This window comes from Demequina sp. (genome assembly GCF_016278765.1).
GTDB lineage: Bacteria > Actinomycetota > Actinomycetes > Actinomycetales > Demequinaceae > Demequina.
This window is the reverse complement of record NZ_JADQBE010000017.1, coordinates 1-14,563: the sequence shown is the minus strand read 5'-3', so window position 1 is coordinate 14,563 and position 14,563 is coordinate 1. Positions and strand designations below refer to the sequence as shown.

The 14,563-nt window shown below is 66.6% G+C and carries 13 protein-coding genes; 4 read left to right on the top strand and 9 right to left on the bottom strand.

All coding sequences use genetic code 11. The annotated features are described in order from the left end of the window. Positions 1-238 precede the first annotated feature (238 nt). Positions 239-1,633: an aminopeptidase P family protein gene (locus QZZ29_RS03000; RefSeq protein WP_291381256.1), complete on the bottom strand. Its 1,395-nt coding sequence runs from the start codon at positions 1,631-1,633 to the stop codon at positions 239-241. A gap of 57 nt (positions 1,634-1,690) precedes the next feature. On the opposite strand from QZZ29_RS03000, the gene QZZ29_RS02995 reads away from it, so the two are divergent. Further along, positions 1,691-2,515 (top strand): PHP domain-containing protein, encoded by an 825-nt coding sequence (locus QZZ29_RS02995; protein ID WP_291381254.1) that lies wholly within the window; start codon positions 1,691-1,693, stop codon positions 2,513-2,515. A gap of 6 nt (positions 2,516-2,521) precedes the next feature. On the opposite strand, the gene QZZ29_RS02990 is transcribed toward QZZ29_RS02995, so the two are convergent. Genes QZZ29_RS02990 through QZZ29_RS02970 form a run of 5 tightly spaced genes read right to left on the bottom strand, consistent with a single transcriptional unit; the run spans position 2,522 to position 9,243 of the window. Then, entirely contained in the window at positions 2,522-4,213 is a 1,692-nt protein-coding gene (locus QZZ29_RS02990) for a DUF885 domain-containing protein (protein ID WP_291381252.1), read from the bottom strand. Continuing rightward, positions 4,210-5,841: an ABC transporter ATP-binding protein gene (locus QZZ29_RS02985; RefSeq protein ID WP_291381250.1), complete on the bottom strand. Its 1,632-nt coding sequence runs from the start codon at positions 5,839-5,841 to the stop codon at positions 4,210-4,212. The genes QZZ29_RS02990 and QZZ29_RS02985 overlap by 4 nt, the downstream gene beginning before the upstream one ends. Beyond that, positions 5,838-6,731 (bottom strand): ABC transporter permease, encoded by an 894-nt coding sequence (locus tag QZZ29_RS02980; protein WP_291381248.1) that lies wholly within the window; start codon positions 6,729-6,731, stop codon positions 5,838-5,840. Before QZZ29_RS02980 ends, QZZ29_RS02985 begins: the two co-directional genes overlap by 4 nt. Continuing rightward, entirely contained in the window at positions 6,728-7,696 is a 969-nt protein-coding gene (locus QZZ29_RS02975; RefSeq protein WP_291381246.1) for an ABC transporter permease, read from the bottom strand. The genes QZZ29_RS02980 and QZZ29_RS02975 overlap by 4 nt, the downstream gene beginning before the upstream one ends. Before the next feature lie 5 nt (positions 7,697-7,701). Next, positions 7,702-9,243, bottom strand: a complete 1,542-nt coding sequence (locus QZZ29_RS02970; protein WP_291381244.1) for an ABC transporter substrate-binding protein — start codon at positions 9,241-9,243, stop codon at positions 7,702-7,704. Between the two features lie 185 nt (positions 9,244-9,428). Here QZZ29_RS02970 and QZZ29_RS02965 point away from each other — a divergent pair, with 185 nt between their 5' ends. After that, a complete protein-coding gene (locus QZZ29_RS02965; protein WP_291381242.1) occupies positions 9,429-10,145 on the top strand; it encodes a DUF1028 domain-containing protein in 717 nt (238 codons plus the stop codon). 18 nt (positions 10,146-10,163) lie between these two features. Here the strand turns inward: QZZ29_RS02965 and QZZ29_RS02960 are convergent, their stop codons facing one another. Together QZZ29_RS02960 and QZZ29_RS02955 are read right to left on the bottom strand one after the other, a co-directional pair. Next, a complete protein-coding gene (locus QZZ29_RS02960; protein WP_291381241.1) occupies positions 10,164-10,787 on the bottom strand; it encodes an XRE family transcriptional regulator in 624 nt (207 codons plus the stop codon). Positions 10,788-10,862: 75 nt separating this feature from the next. After that, on the bottom strand, positions 10,863-12,464 hold the full coding sequence (locus QZZ29_RS02955; RefSeq protein WP_291381240.1) for a DEAD/DEAH box helicase: 1,602 nt from the start codon (positions 12,462-12,464) through the stop codon (positions 10,863-10,865). A 400-nt stretch (positions 12,465-12,864) separates the two neighbouring features. On the opposite strand from QZZ29_RS02955, the gene QZZ29_RS02950 reads away from it, so the two are divergent. Further along, positions 12,865-13,029: a hypothetical protein gene (locus QZZ29_RS02950; RefSeq protein WP_291381238.1), complete on the top strand. Its 165-nt coding sequence runs from the start codon at positions 12,865-12,867 to the stop codon at positions 13,027-13,029. Positions 13,030-13,100: 71 nt separating this feature from the next. Here the strand turns inward: QZZ29_RS02950 and QZZ29_RS02945 are convergent, their stop codons facing one another. Next, positions 13,101-13,319 carry a DUF3107 domain-containing protein gene (locus tag QZZ29_RS02945; protein WP_291381237.1) on the bottom strand — a complete coding sequence of 73 codons (219 nt, stop codon included), beginning with the start codon at positions 13,317-13,319 and terminating at the stop codon, positions 13,101-13,103. A gap of 49 nt (positions 13,320-13,368) precedes the next feature. Between QZZ29_RS02945 and QZZ29_RS02940 the strand changes: the two genes are divergently transcribed. Beyond that, positions 13,369-14,349: a DUF3152 domain-containing protein gene (locus QZZ29_RS02940; RefSeq protein ID WP_291381235.1), complete on the top strand. Its 981-nt coding sequence runs from the start codon at positions 13,369-13,371 to the stop codon at positions 14,347-14,349. Positions 14,350-14,563: the final 214 nt, after the last annotated feature.

Genomic DNA, 14,563 nt, shown 5'->3' with positions numbered 1-14,563 from the left:
TCACAGGCGGGCCGCGCTAGTACGTCTGGTATCTCACCGGCGCGACCATTCCCAGGAGCGGGACGTACGTCGTATGGCACTGGCTCACGCCACTGACCGACGCTGCCACGTCGGCACACTCCGTCACTGAGGTCACCGGGCACAAGAGCACGCCGGTGATGAGAGCCGTCCAGCCCCGGCGCCACCATGCTCGCCGAGCGTCCGACCATGCTGCTCGATTCATGCCCCGACGTTAGCGCTACCCCCGCAGCCGCGCCATCCACGCCTCGACGGCATCGGGGTCGCGGGGGAGCGCGGCGGAGAGATTCTCGCAGCCGTCCTCCGTGACCAGTACGTCGTCCTCGATGCGCACCCCAATACCGCGCAGCTCCTCGGGGGCGATGAGGTCGTCCGCCTTGAAGTACAGGCCCGGCTCGATCGTGATCACCATGCCCGGCTCCAGCACGCCCTCCATGTACAGTTCGCGCCTGGCGGCCGCGCAGTCGTGGACGTCGAGTCCCAGGTGGTGCGACGTCGAGTGGACCATCCAGCGGCGATACAGCTTGGACTCGGGGTCCTGGGACGGCGGAGCGATGCCCCATTCGGTCAGGCGCTTCTCGATGACCTCCATGGCGGCCATGTGGATGTCGAGGAACCTGGCGCCCGGGCGAGCGATCGCGAACCCTGCGTCCGCGGCCTCGAGCACTACCTCGTACACCTTGCGCTGCACCGGGCTGAACTGGCCATCCACGGGCAGGGTGCGGGTGACGTCGGCGGTGTAGAGGCTCTCGACCTCCACGCCAGCATCGAGCAGCAGCAGGTCGCCGTGGCGCACCTGGCCGTCGTTGCTGATCCAGTGCAGGGTGGTCGCGTGCGCGCCCGACGCGGCGATCGTCTCGTAGCCGACCGCGTTGCCCTCCTCGCGAGCATGGCCGTCGAAGGCGGCCTCGACGACGCGCTCGCCGCGCTTGTGCTCGATGGCGCGCGGCAACTGACTCACGGCGCGCGCAAAGCCCTCGATCGTGGCATCCACGGCGTCGCGCAGCTGTTGGATCTCGTAGTCGTCCTTCACGAACCGCATCTCGCTGAGCGCCTTGTGCACGGCCTTGGTGGGCTGTGCGGCCAAGCGGATGCCGCCCGGCAAGTCCTTGAGGGGAGCGGTCGGGATATCCGTCATGGCAGCGAACTCGGCCAGCCCCGGGCGTCGACCGATCCAGAACTCGCCCGAGCGTGGGTCGGAGTAGAAGCCCTCGTCGTCGTGGCCCGCGGGGGGGATCAGGTAGAGCGTCGCATCGTGGCCGGGCTGTGGGGCGTCCGCAGTTCCGCGCGGCTCCATCACCAGAACGGCGTCGGGCTCGTGGTCAGCTCCTAGCCCCGTCAGGTACGCGAAGTCGCTGTGGGGGCGGAAGCGGTAGTCGGTATCATTGGCGCGGACCTTGAGCTCGCCCGCGGGGATCACGAGGCGCTTGCCGGTGAACTGGGCGCTGAGTCGGGCCCGACGCTGCGCCGCGTAGGGCGCGGCGGCCGAGCGGGTGGTGTGCACGTCGTCCGGCTCGGCCCAACCTGTCGAGAGGAACTTCTTGAACTCCTCCGAGGTGGGTCGAGTGCTGCGGGCTTGGTTATTGGCCTGGGTGGCCTTGTCGGTGTCTTCCACCCCGCTATCGTGGCACGGCGCGAAAGCGCATGGCGCAACGCACCGTAGGCTTGCCGCGTGCGCATCGACCTCCACACCCATTCGTACGTCTCGGACGGCACCCAGTCCCCTTCAGACGTGATTCGCGCTGCGGACGTCGCGGGTCTCGACGTGGTGGCCCTCACGGACCATGACTCGATGGCGGGACTCGAAGATGCTGCCGAGACCGCCGCCGCGATCGGCATCAACTTTGTGCCGGGCATCGAGGTTTCGTGCACACATCACGGCATCTCGGTTCATCTGCTCGCGTATTGGCCCGACCCTTCGCACCCCGACATCGTCTCGATGCTCGAGCGCACGCGCGCCGCGCGCATCGACCGGGCGCGCGAGATGGTCGCGCTCGTCGGCGCCGACTACCCGCTCACCTGGGACGCGGTGGCGGAGCATTCTGGCGACGCCGACACGATCGGGCGCCCGCACATCGCCGATGCTTTGGTCGCGGCCGGAGTCTTCGCCACCAGGGACGATGCCTTCAATGAGGTGCTCGCGGGAAACTCGGCCTATTACGTGCCCCACTATGCGCCGCCCGTCTTGGACGCGATCCGCACGTTCCGGAATTCCGGAGCAGTTCCCGTCTTCGCCCATCCGGGCGCCGACGGTCGAGGTCGTGTGGTATCGACGGAGGTGATCACGTCGATGGCTCGCGCCGGTTTGGTGGGCATCGAGGTGGAACATCGGGATCACTCCGAGGTGCAGCGGGGCCGCTTGGCGCGCATCGCCGAAAGGCTCGACCTCGTGCACACGGGCGCGTCCGACTATCACGGCGCTGGCAAACTCAATCAGTTGGGTGAAAACGTCACGTCGCCCGCGGCCCTCGAGGCGCTCCAGGCACTCAGGGGTTAAGCGAGGTCATGTGTTGTGGGTGCGGCTGCTCGATCGTAGGGCATCGAGGCTGACACCCCCCAACTCGAGTGCCTCACGGTGGAACTCCCGAAGCGAGAAGCCGTTGCCTTCCGCGCCGCGCCGAGCGTCCAGTACCTCATTCCACACGCGTAGCCCCACGGAGTATGCCGATGCCTGCCCAGGCCAGCCCAGGTAGCGGTCCACCTCGAACCGCACGAACTGATCGGACATGGAGGTGTGCGACCGAAGGAACCGTGTGGCCGACGCTGCGTCCCAGCCCCCACCGTCGGGGTGTGGCAACTGCAAGTGCACGCCGATGTCGATGACCACCCGGGCGGCGCGCAGACGTTGCGCGTCGAGCATTCCGAGCCGGTCGGCGGGGTCCTCGAGAAAGCCCAGCTTCTCCATCAGCCGTTCGGCATACAGGGCCCATCCCTCACTATGACCTGCGCTGCCAGCGAGCTGTCTGCGCCAGGTGTTGAGTCGTCCGCGTGCGATCACCGCCATCCCCATCTGGAGGTGGTGTCCGGGAATCCCCTCATGAAACATCGTGGTGCGCTCGCGCCACGTGGCGAACGGTCCGGCCACCTTCCGCGATGGCCACCAGATGCGGCCGGGGCGGCCTAGGTCGTCCGAGGGTGCGGTGTAGTGGGCACCGCCCTGCATGGACGGCGATGTCATGGCCTGGAGGGAGCGCAATTCCAGGGGGATCTCCACGGAGGTATCGTCGAGCGCTGCCATGGCGAGGTCACTCTCGCGTTGAAGCCACCGCCGAACCTCGGCGTCATCGGTGAGCGTGCGTCGGGGATCCGCGGTCAGTTCTGCCACGGCTTCGAGGACGCTGGTGCTGCCGAGTTCTCGTGCAGCGGCCTCCTGTTCGGCCACGGTCTGGGCGAGGACGTCGAGACCCCATCGGTAGATCTCTTCCGGATCGATCACGGTTCCCAGATGGTGCCGAGAGGCGAGGCTGTAGAGGTCGCGTCCCACGGCGTCGGTGGGGGTGGCCGCCGGGGCCAGATCGTGCGTCAGGAAGTGCTCAAGACTGGTGAACGCCACCCGCGCGGCGTCCACCCCAGCGTCGACCTCGCGCCGCAGGGCCCGCGATCCCGTTCCGGCGACGACGCTCGCGAAGAAGCCGTCGGGCGCAGCGAAGGCGGAGGCCTGCTTCGCGACCGCGGCCGCTTGATGTCGCGCGGGCGTGACGCCCTGCACGATGCCCTCCCGCAGGGTGGCAATGTATCCGGCGATGGCCGCCGGCACCATGGACAATCGGGCGGCGAGGCGTTCTTCATCGGCTGCGGTTGCCCGGGGCAGAAGGTCGATCGCCTGGCGGATGTCCTGCGGGACGGAGGACAGCACATTGAGGTCGCGCAGGTGCCAGCCGGCCGCATACGCGTCCGTCATCCAGGAGAGTGACGCGGAGAGGTCGGCCTTGGTCACCGCATCTACCTGATCCTGCGGATCCAAGGAGTCGAGGGCCGCGAGCGTGCTCGCCGCGCGGGCCGCGCGTTCGGCGTGACCGTCGGGGGAGAGGTCCCCGTACCCGTCGGCAACCTCGCGGCCGATGCGCAGGCCGATCACCGGTGACAGCTCGATCAGGTCCTCGACCCACCTCTCCGCGAGAGCGTCGATCGGTGTAGGGGTGCGGGCGGCGGAGGTTCCCGAGCGTGTGTCGGCAGATGGCACGAAGAGGGTCACCGGTCCGTAGCGGCGGCAGCGCGCGGGCGCTCAGGCGGAATGGCGCTGAGGAGTGCGCGCGTGTACTCGGCCTGAGGCGACGCGAACAGGTCCGCCGCCTCCCGGTATTCCACGGACTCGCCATTGCGCAGCACCAGCACGTCATGGCTCATTTCGTTGACGATTGCAAGGTCGTGCGCAATGAACACGTAGGTCAACCCGAGTTCTTGCTGGAGTTGCTTGAGTAGCGCGAGCACGTGTGCCTGGATTGACACGTCGAGTGACGCCGTGGCCTCGTCCAGAATGATCACGTTCGGCTTCAACGCCAGGGCGCGGGCGATCGAGACTCGCTGGCGCTGACCTCCGGAGAGTTCGTGCGGATAGCGCTGCCCGAAACTCTCGGGAAGGCCCACCAGGTCGAGCAGTTCATTGAGGCGCTCGGTTCGGGCGCGCTGGCCGTCGAGCAGCCGGTGGACCTTGATCGGTTCGAGGATGGAGTCGCCGATCGAGCCGCGCGGGTCGAGCGAGGAGAAGGGGTCCTGGAACACCATCGCGATACGGCGACGCACGGCGGCCGCGCTACGTCCACTGACCTTCACCACCTCGGCTCCCTGCACACCGTCCGAGTTGTACAGCGTGGCGTTGCCGGCCTGCGCGCGCACCAATCCCGTCAGCGTGTTGGCGATGGTCGACTTGCCCGAACCCGATTCGCCCACGATTCCCAGGGTGTGGCCGTGACGCACAGAGAAGGAGACGTCTTTGACCGCGTGCACGGTGCTGCGTCCGGTGGGCGTAGTGACGGGGAAAGACACGTCCAGGCCCCTGACATCCAATACCACCGGGGCGTCAGGGCGGGTCTCTGGTGGTGTCGAGCGGCCTAGCAGCGGGCGAGCGTCCAACAGGCGCCTGGTGTACTTGTTCTGGGCATCGTCGAAGATGTCGAGCACGCCGCGATGCTCGACGACGTTTCCGGACTGCAACACGGCCACGTCGTCGGCGACCTGGCCAATGACCCCCAAGTCGTGGCTGATCCACACCACGGCGCTGCCGCGTTCGTGCTGCAGGGTGCGCACCAGATCGATGATCTGAGCCTCGGTGGTGACGTCGAGCGCGGTGGTGGGTTCGTCGGCTACGAGCAACCCGGGATCACAGGCGATCGCGATCGCGATCATGATGCGCTGGCGTTGGCCACCAGAGAGTTGGTGAGGGTACGAGTCCAGCCGATTCTCGGGTTGCGGGATCCCGACGGCCTCGAGGAGCTCGAGCGCACGTGCGCGGGCCCGGCGTCTTGTCATGTTTCGGTGCGCCTCGAGAGGCTCGGTGATCTGGCGCTCGAGCGTGAGCAGCGGGTTCAGAGAGGTCGACGGATCCTGAAACACGAATCCCACTTTGCTACCATGGACGCCGCGCAGCGTCTTGTCGCTCGCCCCCACGAGTTCGATGCCGTCGAGCTTGCTGGAGCCCGTGGCACGCGATGCGGGGGCGTCGAGCAGGCCCGTCGCGGCAAGCACGGTCATGGATTTGCCGGAACCGGACTCGCCCACAATGCCGAGCGTGCCACCCTGCTCCACGGAGAACGAGACGTCGCGCACGATCGACCGGTGGCCAATCGTGACAGCGAGGTCGCTGACGCTGAGGACCGCCGTCACTTCTTGGCCCTCGCTTCCATGATGGACCGCTGTTTGGGATCAAGTACATCGCGTAGCCCGTCCCCGACGAGGTTGAACGCGAGCACGGTGACGAAGATGGCGGCGCCGGGAAACACGCTCAACCACCACGCCTGACCCAAGAATGCCTGGGCGTCGAACAGCATGCGACCCCAGGACGGGTCGGGAGGCTGCACCCCCAGGCCCAGGAAGGAAAGGGAGGCCTCGGAGAGGATCGCGAAGGCCAGTGACAGCGAGGTTTGCACGATGACCGGCGCGGTGATGTTGGGCAGCACGTGCTTGCGCAGGATGTAGGGCGCTGGCACGCCCATCGTGCGGGACACCTGCACGAACGGCTCGACCGAGATCGACAGGGCGCTGGCACGCGCCACGCGCGCAAAGATTGGGGTATACACGATGCCGATCGCCACCATCGTGGTCCCGACACCGGGTCCAAGGATCGCGATGATTGCCAAGGCGAGCAGGATCACCGGAAACGAGAACATGACGTCGACGACGCGCATGATGATCGTGTCGAACCATCCGCGCATGAATCCCGCGATGACACCTGCAGTGACGCCCGCGACAAAGGCGATGGCGACGGACACGACCGCTACCTTCAGGGACACCGTGGTCGCCACGAGGACACGCGAGAACACGTCGCGTCCAAGGTCGTCCGTTCCAAACCAGTGGGCTGACGAGGGGGCCTGGAGTGCCCCCGGTACGTCGATGCTGTTGATGCCGTAGGGCGCGATGGTCTCGGCGAAGACCGCGACGATGAGGACGAGCGTCAGCACGACAGTACTGACCACCGTGACGGGGTTGCTGAGCAGCAGGCGCCACGAGGCGATGCGGGTGCTGTCGATGTGTTCGACGTCGAGCGTGGTGGTCATGACAGTCGGATCCTCGGGTCGACGACGGCGTAGAGCATGTCAACAAGCAGGTTGACGGCCAGGAACATGACCGCGATCAGCAGGACGGTGCCTTGAATCAGCGGATAGTCGCGGGTGGCGACCGCGTTGTACACCAGGTTGCCCAGACCCGGCCAGGCGAACACCACCTCGACAACGATGACGCCGCCAAGAATGGTCGCGAACTGGATTCCGGCAATGGTCAGCACGGGGATGAGAGCGTTGCGGACGATGTGCCTGAAGGTCACCACGCGGCGCGAGAGTCCCTTGGACTTCGCGGTGCGCACGTAGGACATGGACACGACCTCCAGCACCGCGGAGCGCACGTAACGGGTCAGGATGGCGCCAGCAACGAGGCCCACGGCGCTCGCCGGCAAGATGATATGTCGCAACCACTGCCAGGGGTCATCGGTGAGCGCGACGTAGCCCGACGACGGCAGCAGATGGAACGTGGCGGAGAAGACGGTGATCAGCAGCAGCCCCATCCAGAAGTCGGGAATGGAGACCCCGAACTGGCTTGCGATGCGGACGACGGCATCGGACACCGTCCCTTCGTGGAGCGCGGCCCAGATGCCCACCACGAGCGCGATGACAAGGCCGATGATGATGCCGACCAGCGCCAAAGAGAGGGTCGCCGGCAGTCGGTTCATGAGCAACTCCGTCACCGGCTGACCTGAGCGAAAGCTCACGCCCAGGTCGCCGGTGACGGAGTTGCCGAGGTAGGAGAAGAACTGCACCAGGAGGGGACGGTCCAGGCCGGAGGCGGACTTCAGCGCCTCGTAGCTCGCCTCTGTGTAGCGAGTACCCAAGGCGATCCTTATCGGATCGCCTGGTACCAGCTGCAGTAGCGAAAACACCACCACCAGGACGCCCAGCAACACGACTGCAGAGTGCAGCAGTCGGCGTGACAGGAACGCCACGGTGGGGTGTTTCAGAACCGCCCCCATGGTGACTAGCCCTGTACCGCGTCGCGGAAGCGGATCGCGCCGTCTGCCCGAGCGCTCACGCCGGTCAGGTTGGGCGACCAGGCCTGGATCACGGCGGGGTTGTAGAGGTACAGATAGCTCACGTCGTCCGCGATCATCGTCGCGGCCTGTGCGTAGAGCTCCTTGCGTGCAGCGACGTCGGTCTCCGTGCGTCCAGCGTCGAGCAGGGCGTCGACCTCGGGGTTGGAGTAACCCTGGAAGTTGAAGCCGCCTCCGGTGCGGTGCTGGGCGTAGTAGAAGTCATCCGGGTCGAGATTTCCCAGCCAGGACAGCATGAACATGTCGAAGTTGCCCGAGCCTTCCTCATCGAGCCAGGTGGCGAAGTCGAGCGTCCGAATCTGAACGTCGATGCCGTACGGCTTGAGTTCGTCGGCGAGGATTTGTCCGGTCGTTACCGTCTCCGGGTAGTCCGAGGTGGCCAGGAAATCTAGCGTTGCGCCCGTGAATCCGGCGTCGTCGAAGAGCTGCTGGGCCTTGGCCGGGTCATACGAGTACTTGTGGTACTCGGTGTACCAGCCGGACTGCTCCGGGATGGCGAGTTGGTTGAGCACGCCAGTGCCGTACGTGGTGGCCTGCAGGATCGCATCACGGTCGATCGCGTAGGCGACCGCCTGACGGACACGCACGTCATTCCACGGCGCACGGTTCTCGTTCATTGCGAGGTACCAGTAGTCGGTGCTGGGGGCGACTGTCAGGTTTATCGAGTCATCGCCTGTGAGCGACTCGACCTGCTGCACTGGGATCGAGTCTGTCCAGTCGATTTCGCCGTTCTTGAGCGCCGTCATCGCCGTATTTCCGTCGGAGATGAACCGGAATTCCACAGTGTCGACCGAAGGAGCGCCACCCCAGTAGTCCGGGTTGGCGGTCAGAGTGATGTGGTCGCCGCTGACGTACTCGGCCACGGAGTAGGGGCCGGTGCCAATGGGGTTGGTGGTGATATCTCCGGACTCGACGTTTGACTGCTCCACGATTGCCATTCCCTTGTACCCGCCGATCAGGGCGAGCAGGTTTGGAGTGGGCTGCGAAACCTTGATTTCCACTGTGGAGTTGTCGACAGCAGTGACCGACTCGACTGCCGCGAAGCGCCATGACGTCGTCAACGCGTCATTGATGATGCGGTTGTACGAGTAGGCGACGTCGTCGGCCGTCAGAGGCGAACCGTCGTGGAAGGTCACTCCCTGGCGGAGAGTAAACGTCCACGTGAGTTGGTCGTCGCTGATGTCCCACGACTCGGCGAGTGCGGGCTGCATTTCGAGGCTGTCGTCTGGCTCGACGAGGGTGTCGTACACGTTCTCAAGTACCTCGAACGAGAAGTATGCCGACGTGATGTGCGGGTCGAGCTGGTCGGGCTCGCCGCCAATAGCCGCGACGAGCGTGTCGGAAGAGGCGGGCGCGCTCGTCGCATCGGACGTGCCGTCGCCAAGGTCGACGCTTTCTCCGGAAGAGCATCCGGCTAGCGTCAGCACCGCAGCGGTGGTGACCGCGATGATCTTGGTGGTTGTCTTCATCGTTCCTCCCAGAATGCAATCACTTTGGTGATGGTTGCATCAGTATGTGGCACCATGGGACTGTAAACAAGGCCTCAAGGGTGTACGAAACATAGATTTCACATGAGGTCGTTCTTGGGTCGCGCGCGGCCTCGTGCGGCCCAAGACAACCCGAATCTGCTTCATCAGGCGCTCCAGGAGGTGCGATGACCTACACGATCCTTGTAGCGGATCCGACCCACCGGATCGTGGGAGTGGCTGCGGCGACAGGGGGGCATGCGGTCGGTGCGGTGGTACCCGCGTTGGACCCCTCGGCAGGCGCCGTGGCGAGCCAGGCGTGGGTTAACCCCGCGCTTCGGCACGCCATGCTCGACGCTCTGCGTGACGGCAAGGATGCCGAGTCGGCCATCGTTCGCGCGCTTGAGACCGATGGCGCGCCGGAACGTCGCCAGGTTGGGGCCATCAGGTTCGATGGGCGCTACGCCGCGCATACCGGCGCCGAGTGCACCGCATGGGCAGGAGAGCGTCGCGGGCGTCAGTTCATCGTGTTGGGAAACTATCTTGCCGGGCCTGAGGTGCTTGACGCGGTGGCGGCCGCCATGGAAGCCGCGTCGCGCACACCGGGGGACGATGCCTCGGGCGAGCGGTGGCTCGATGCGTCGGGGGAGTTGGTTCGCCACGTCACCCCCGGCCCGGTGGTGTCGCTGGCATCCACTCTGATGATGGCACTCGAGGCGGGACAGGCCGCGGGCGGCGATGCGCGTGGCTCGATGAGCGCCTCGCTGGCCATGTGCCGACAGGCCCCGGTCGGAATGTTCCCTCCGGATCTCGACATTGACCTCAGGGTCGATTCCGATCCTGACCCGGTGGGTCGCCTGCGAGTGATCCTTGACGAGCACCTCTACGAGAGGCGCGCCAACTGAGCGGTCTCGCTGCACGCTTCAGTCCTCGAAGGGGCTGACCGCGCCGAGCACCACCGTGGTACCGTCCAATCCGTTCGCCCACCAGTGGGTGGTGGAGCAGCGGTACTCCATGGTGTCGCCCTCGTGAAGTTCGACCGTGCGGTCCCCGTGCTGCACGATGAGCACCCCGCATTCCACGACCACGGCTTCAGTGCCGACGTGGCGAAACGGCGTCCGCTCGTTTGAGAATCCCGGCGGAAGTTCACTCCGAATAAGCTGCACAGTGGACTGCGCACGCGGTGTGAGCAGGGTACGCCGCACGAGCCGAGTGGGATCTTCATCGGCATCGGGATAAGAGGGCATGATGTGTCGTTCAGACGCGCGCACCACCATCGCATCGCCATCAGGCTCGGCGAGCAGCTTGTGGACAGGAACCCCGAGCGCCTCAGCGAGACGGTGAAGCGACAGCACGGACGGGTTCCCTAAGCCGCGCTCCAACTCACTGATCAGCCCAAAACTCACGCCAGCTCGTTGACTTAGCGCTTGGACGCTCAGGTGCTGGCGGCGGCGTTCTCGATGGAGGTTCTCGCCGATCGCGGCTACCACCGGACCCACCTCTTGGGCCCCAGATCCGCGGTCGCTGTCCGATGCCAGTGAGTTCATGCGCCTAGCGTAATGGGGGAGGTAGGGCACCCTCAAAGGTGGTGCCCGGATATCGGCGATACGACGCCCTTGCGACTACTCCGCGGCGGGAGCCGAAGCGGCTCCCTGGTTGCCGCCGGAGCGGCGGCGGTTGCGGCTGCGCTTGCGCTTGGCCGCGCCCTCGCGGGGCTGGCCATCCGCCGATGCGCCCTCGCGCGGTCCCCGACCCTCGGCCGCGGGAGGGTCGCGACGAGGGCGGCCCTCGCCGGAGGTGCGGCCGCCGTCGCCACCGCGGCGTCCCTGGCCGCGTCCGCCGCCAGAGCTGCGCCCACCACGGTCTGAGCCGCGGTCTGAGCCACGTCCGCTGCGGTCCGATCCGCGGTCGGAGCGGCCGCCGCCGGGGCCTCCGCGCTTGCCGGTCTCGCCCAGGTCCTCGACCTTCTCGGCATCGAGGCCCTCACGCACCCGTGAAGAACGGGGGAGCGTGCCCTTGATACCCGCGGGGATGTTGAGCTCTTCGAACAGATGAGGCGAGTTGGAGTACGTCTCTTCCGGCTCCGGGTAGCCCAGGTCGAGCGAGCGGTCGATCATGCCCCAACGCGGCATGTCGTCCCAGTCGACGAACGTGACGGCCACACCCGTCTTGCCCGCGCGGCCGGTGCGGCCGATGCGGTGGACGTAGGTCTTCTCGTCCTCGGGGCACTGGTAGTTGATCACGTGCGTGACGTCTTCGACGTCGATGCCGCGCGCTGCCACGTCGGTCGCGACCAGCACGTCGATCTTTCCCCCACGGAAGGCGCGGAGTGCCTGCTCGCGCGCCCCCTGGCCCAGGTCGCCATGGATGGCGCCGGCCGCGAAGCCGCGGTCGCGCAGATCATCGCTCACCTTCGCGCAGGTGCGCTTGGTACGGGCGAACACGATCGTGAGCCCGCGGCCCTGCGCCTGCAGGATGCGCGCGAGCACCTCGATCTTGTCGAGCGCGTGGGCGCGGTACACAAACTGGGCGGTCGCCTTGACCGTCGCGCCGTCATCATCGGGCTCCGAGGCGCGGATGTGGGTCGGCTGCGTCATGTAGCGGCGGGCCAGTGCAACCACGGGGCCGGGCATCGTCGCGGAGAACAGCATGGTGTGGCGGCCCGCGGGGGTCGAGGCCAGCAGCTTCTCCACGTCGCCGAGGAACCCGAGGTCGAGCATCTCGTCGGCCTCGTCGAGCACCACGGTGCGCACGAAGCGCAGGTCCAGGTGGCCCTGGTTCATGAGGTCGATGAGGCGCCCGGGGGTGCCGACCACCACCTCGACGCCCTTGCGGAGCGCCTCGATCTGGGGTTCGTATGCGCGGCCGCCGTAGATCTTCAGGATGCGGGTCGAGCGCTTTTTGGACGCCATCTCCAGGTCGTTGGCGACCTGTACCGCCAGCTCGCGAGTGGGTGCGACCACGAGCGCCTGGGGCCTGCCTGCGGCGTCGCCCATCTCGTCAAAACCGGGCTCGTCGGGCGACACGGCCCGCTGCAGGAGCGGCACGCCAAAGCCGAGCGTCTTGCCCGTGCCGGTCTTGGCCTGGCCGATGATGTCGTGGCCGGAAAGCGCCACGGGTAGCGTCATCGACTGAATGGGGAAGGGGGAAATGATGCTGTGGTCGGCGAGTGCCTCCACGATCAGTGGGTTCACGCCAAAATCTGCAAAGGTCTCGGTAGTCATGTGGTCCTCAAATGCGGGGCGACGTTGAGTCGCGGGCTAGTAGCCGATCGCGCATTATCCGTAAGAATGCGGCGTCACGCCGCGCATCACATGCGACCGGTCAACCATGTGGTCCCAGTCAGTCTAGCGGGTGCGGCGTTGAGCACCTTCTGACGACGCCCGCCGTGGCGTCTACGCATGGCGTCATGCGCGTGATCGTCATGGGTGTCACCGCCCGCGAACGTGGCCGCGATGGCCCAGGGGATTCCCCTCACCGACGAAGGTCGGTGGCCGTGGTCTGGAGGCAGTCGGCGCGTGGGTGCGGCCCCGTAGGGACGTGCTGGTGGCGTGCTCCGCGTTGCGCCGGGCGTGTCGCGACCGGCTCCGCGCGACCGCCGGTCCTACCCTGTTTGTCCACCTCATGGCGCCGCGCGCGATCCTCGAGGAGCGCGTCAGGAAACGATCCGAGCACGAGGAACACCATGAGGAACACTTCGCGGGCGTGGAACGGGTGTCCACTCACTACGGGGTGCTTGATCCCTTGGGGTTCGATGAGGCGGGGGGACGATCGATGTGTCGCACCTGAGCATCCGCCAGATCACATGGGAAGCCGCGGACACCGTGGCTCTTCAGGACGACTAGGACGTCGGCTGCGACTCAAGCACCGAAGCCAACACGTCGCTTCGTCTCTTCGCCGATGTCGATGTAGCCCAGCGAGGCAACGGGCACGATGACGCGTCGGCCCTTGGTGTCTGTGACGTCGAGGGTGCCGCCCGCCAGTGCGTCGGTCACCATTGTTGCCACGTCGTCAGACGACTTGTCGGTCTCCATGATCAACTCGCGGCTGACGTTCTGAATGCCGATGCGGATCTCCAACGTGACCTCCGTGAACGGTGTATGCCCCTGCAAGAACTATCGTAGGGGGGTGTTTCAGCGGCCCAAGACGATGTTCGCGGGCAGGGGAATCTCCCTGCCCGGTCTCGCGGCGACCGCCGGAGTCGTGGTGGTTGCCTTTGGCTTGGGCCTGGTGGCGGGGTGGATCACGGATGGATTGCCTGGCCGACTGCACGCGGAGCCGTCGCCGAGCGCGTCGCCGACCCCGACTACGGGATTGAACCCCACCGTCGAGCCCTCATTGCCGCCTCTCGGTCCGGTGACTCGCGACCTCACCGTCGACGACCGTGCCGCCGGCATTGTGGCGACCGACTACGTGGTCCGCGCGGACGGCACGTTCACTGTGGTGGCTGGCAAGGACGAGCCGGACGCCGGCAAGGGCGATGTGCGCTGGGTGTCGTTCGCAGTCGAAGACGGAGTCTCGGTCGATGCGGTCGCCTTCCGCGGCTATGTGATGAGCATGCTGAACGACAACCGCGCCTGGGGAACGGAAGGCCAACTCCAATTTGTGGCGACCGACGGAGTCGCGGACTACCGGGTCGTGCTCGCCAGCCCCTACACCACCGCTGCGGTCTGTCCTGACCAGCACGTGGCGGTGACGGTGGGGCCCGTGACCCAGGCGAGCCCCACCCCTTCTGCGGACGCTACGCCACCTCTCGCGCCGCAAGCATCGGGCGCCGCCGTCAACGGCGCCACGGAGGATCAGTCCGAATCGGCCTACGACCGCCTGTGCGCTGACGACGGCGTCATCGTGCTGTCGGCCTACGACTGGATCGCAGGGTTGCCCGGGTTCGCCGACGATCATGCTGGCGCCCGCAAGTACGTGGTGTTGCACCGCATGGGTCACCTCATGGGCCGCGAGGACTCGGCGTGTGCCACGGGCCGGGCCGCAGTGATGGATCTCCAGCATGAGGTCTTGCCCGAAGGTTGCGAGCCCAACCCCTGGCCGTATCCTGATGCCCCGGCAACGTTGCCGACGCCGTCACCCACCCCGACGCCGGCCAGTCCGTAGCGTCGGTGTGCGCCCACGGCCCCTGTGTGCGTGGGCCTGACCCGCGATGTCTGTGGGCCGTGGTGGGATAGGCCCATGACCGCATTGAGCCTTGTGCCTCCGCGCTCGCGGGCGCCCGAGCCCGAGTCCTCGAACGGTCAAGCCGCGGCGCTGGACGAGCTGGCCCGCGGCGCGGGCCACGTGGTGGTCACCGGAGGCGCGGGCGCTGGGAAAA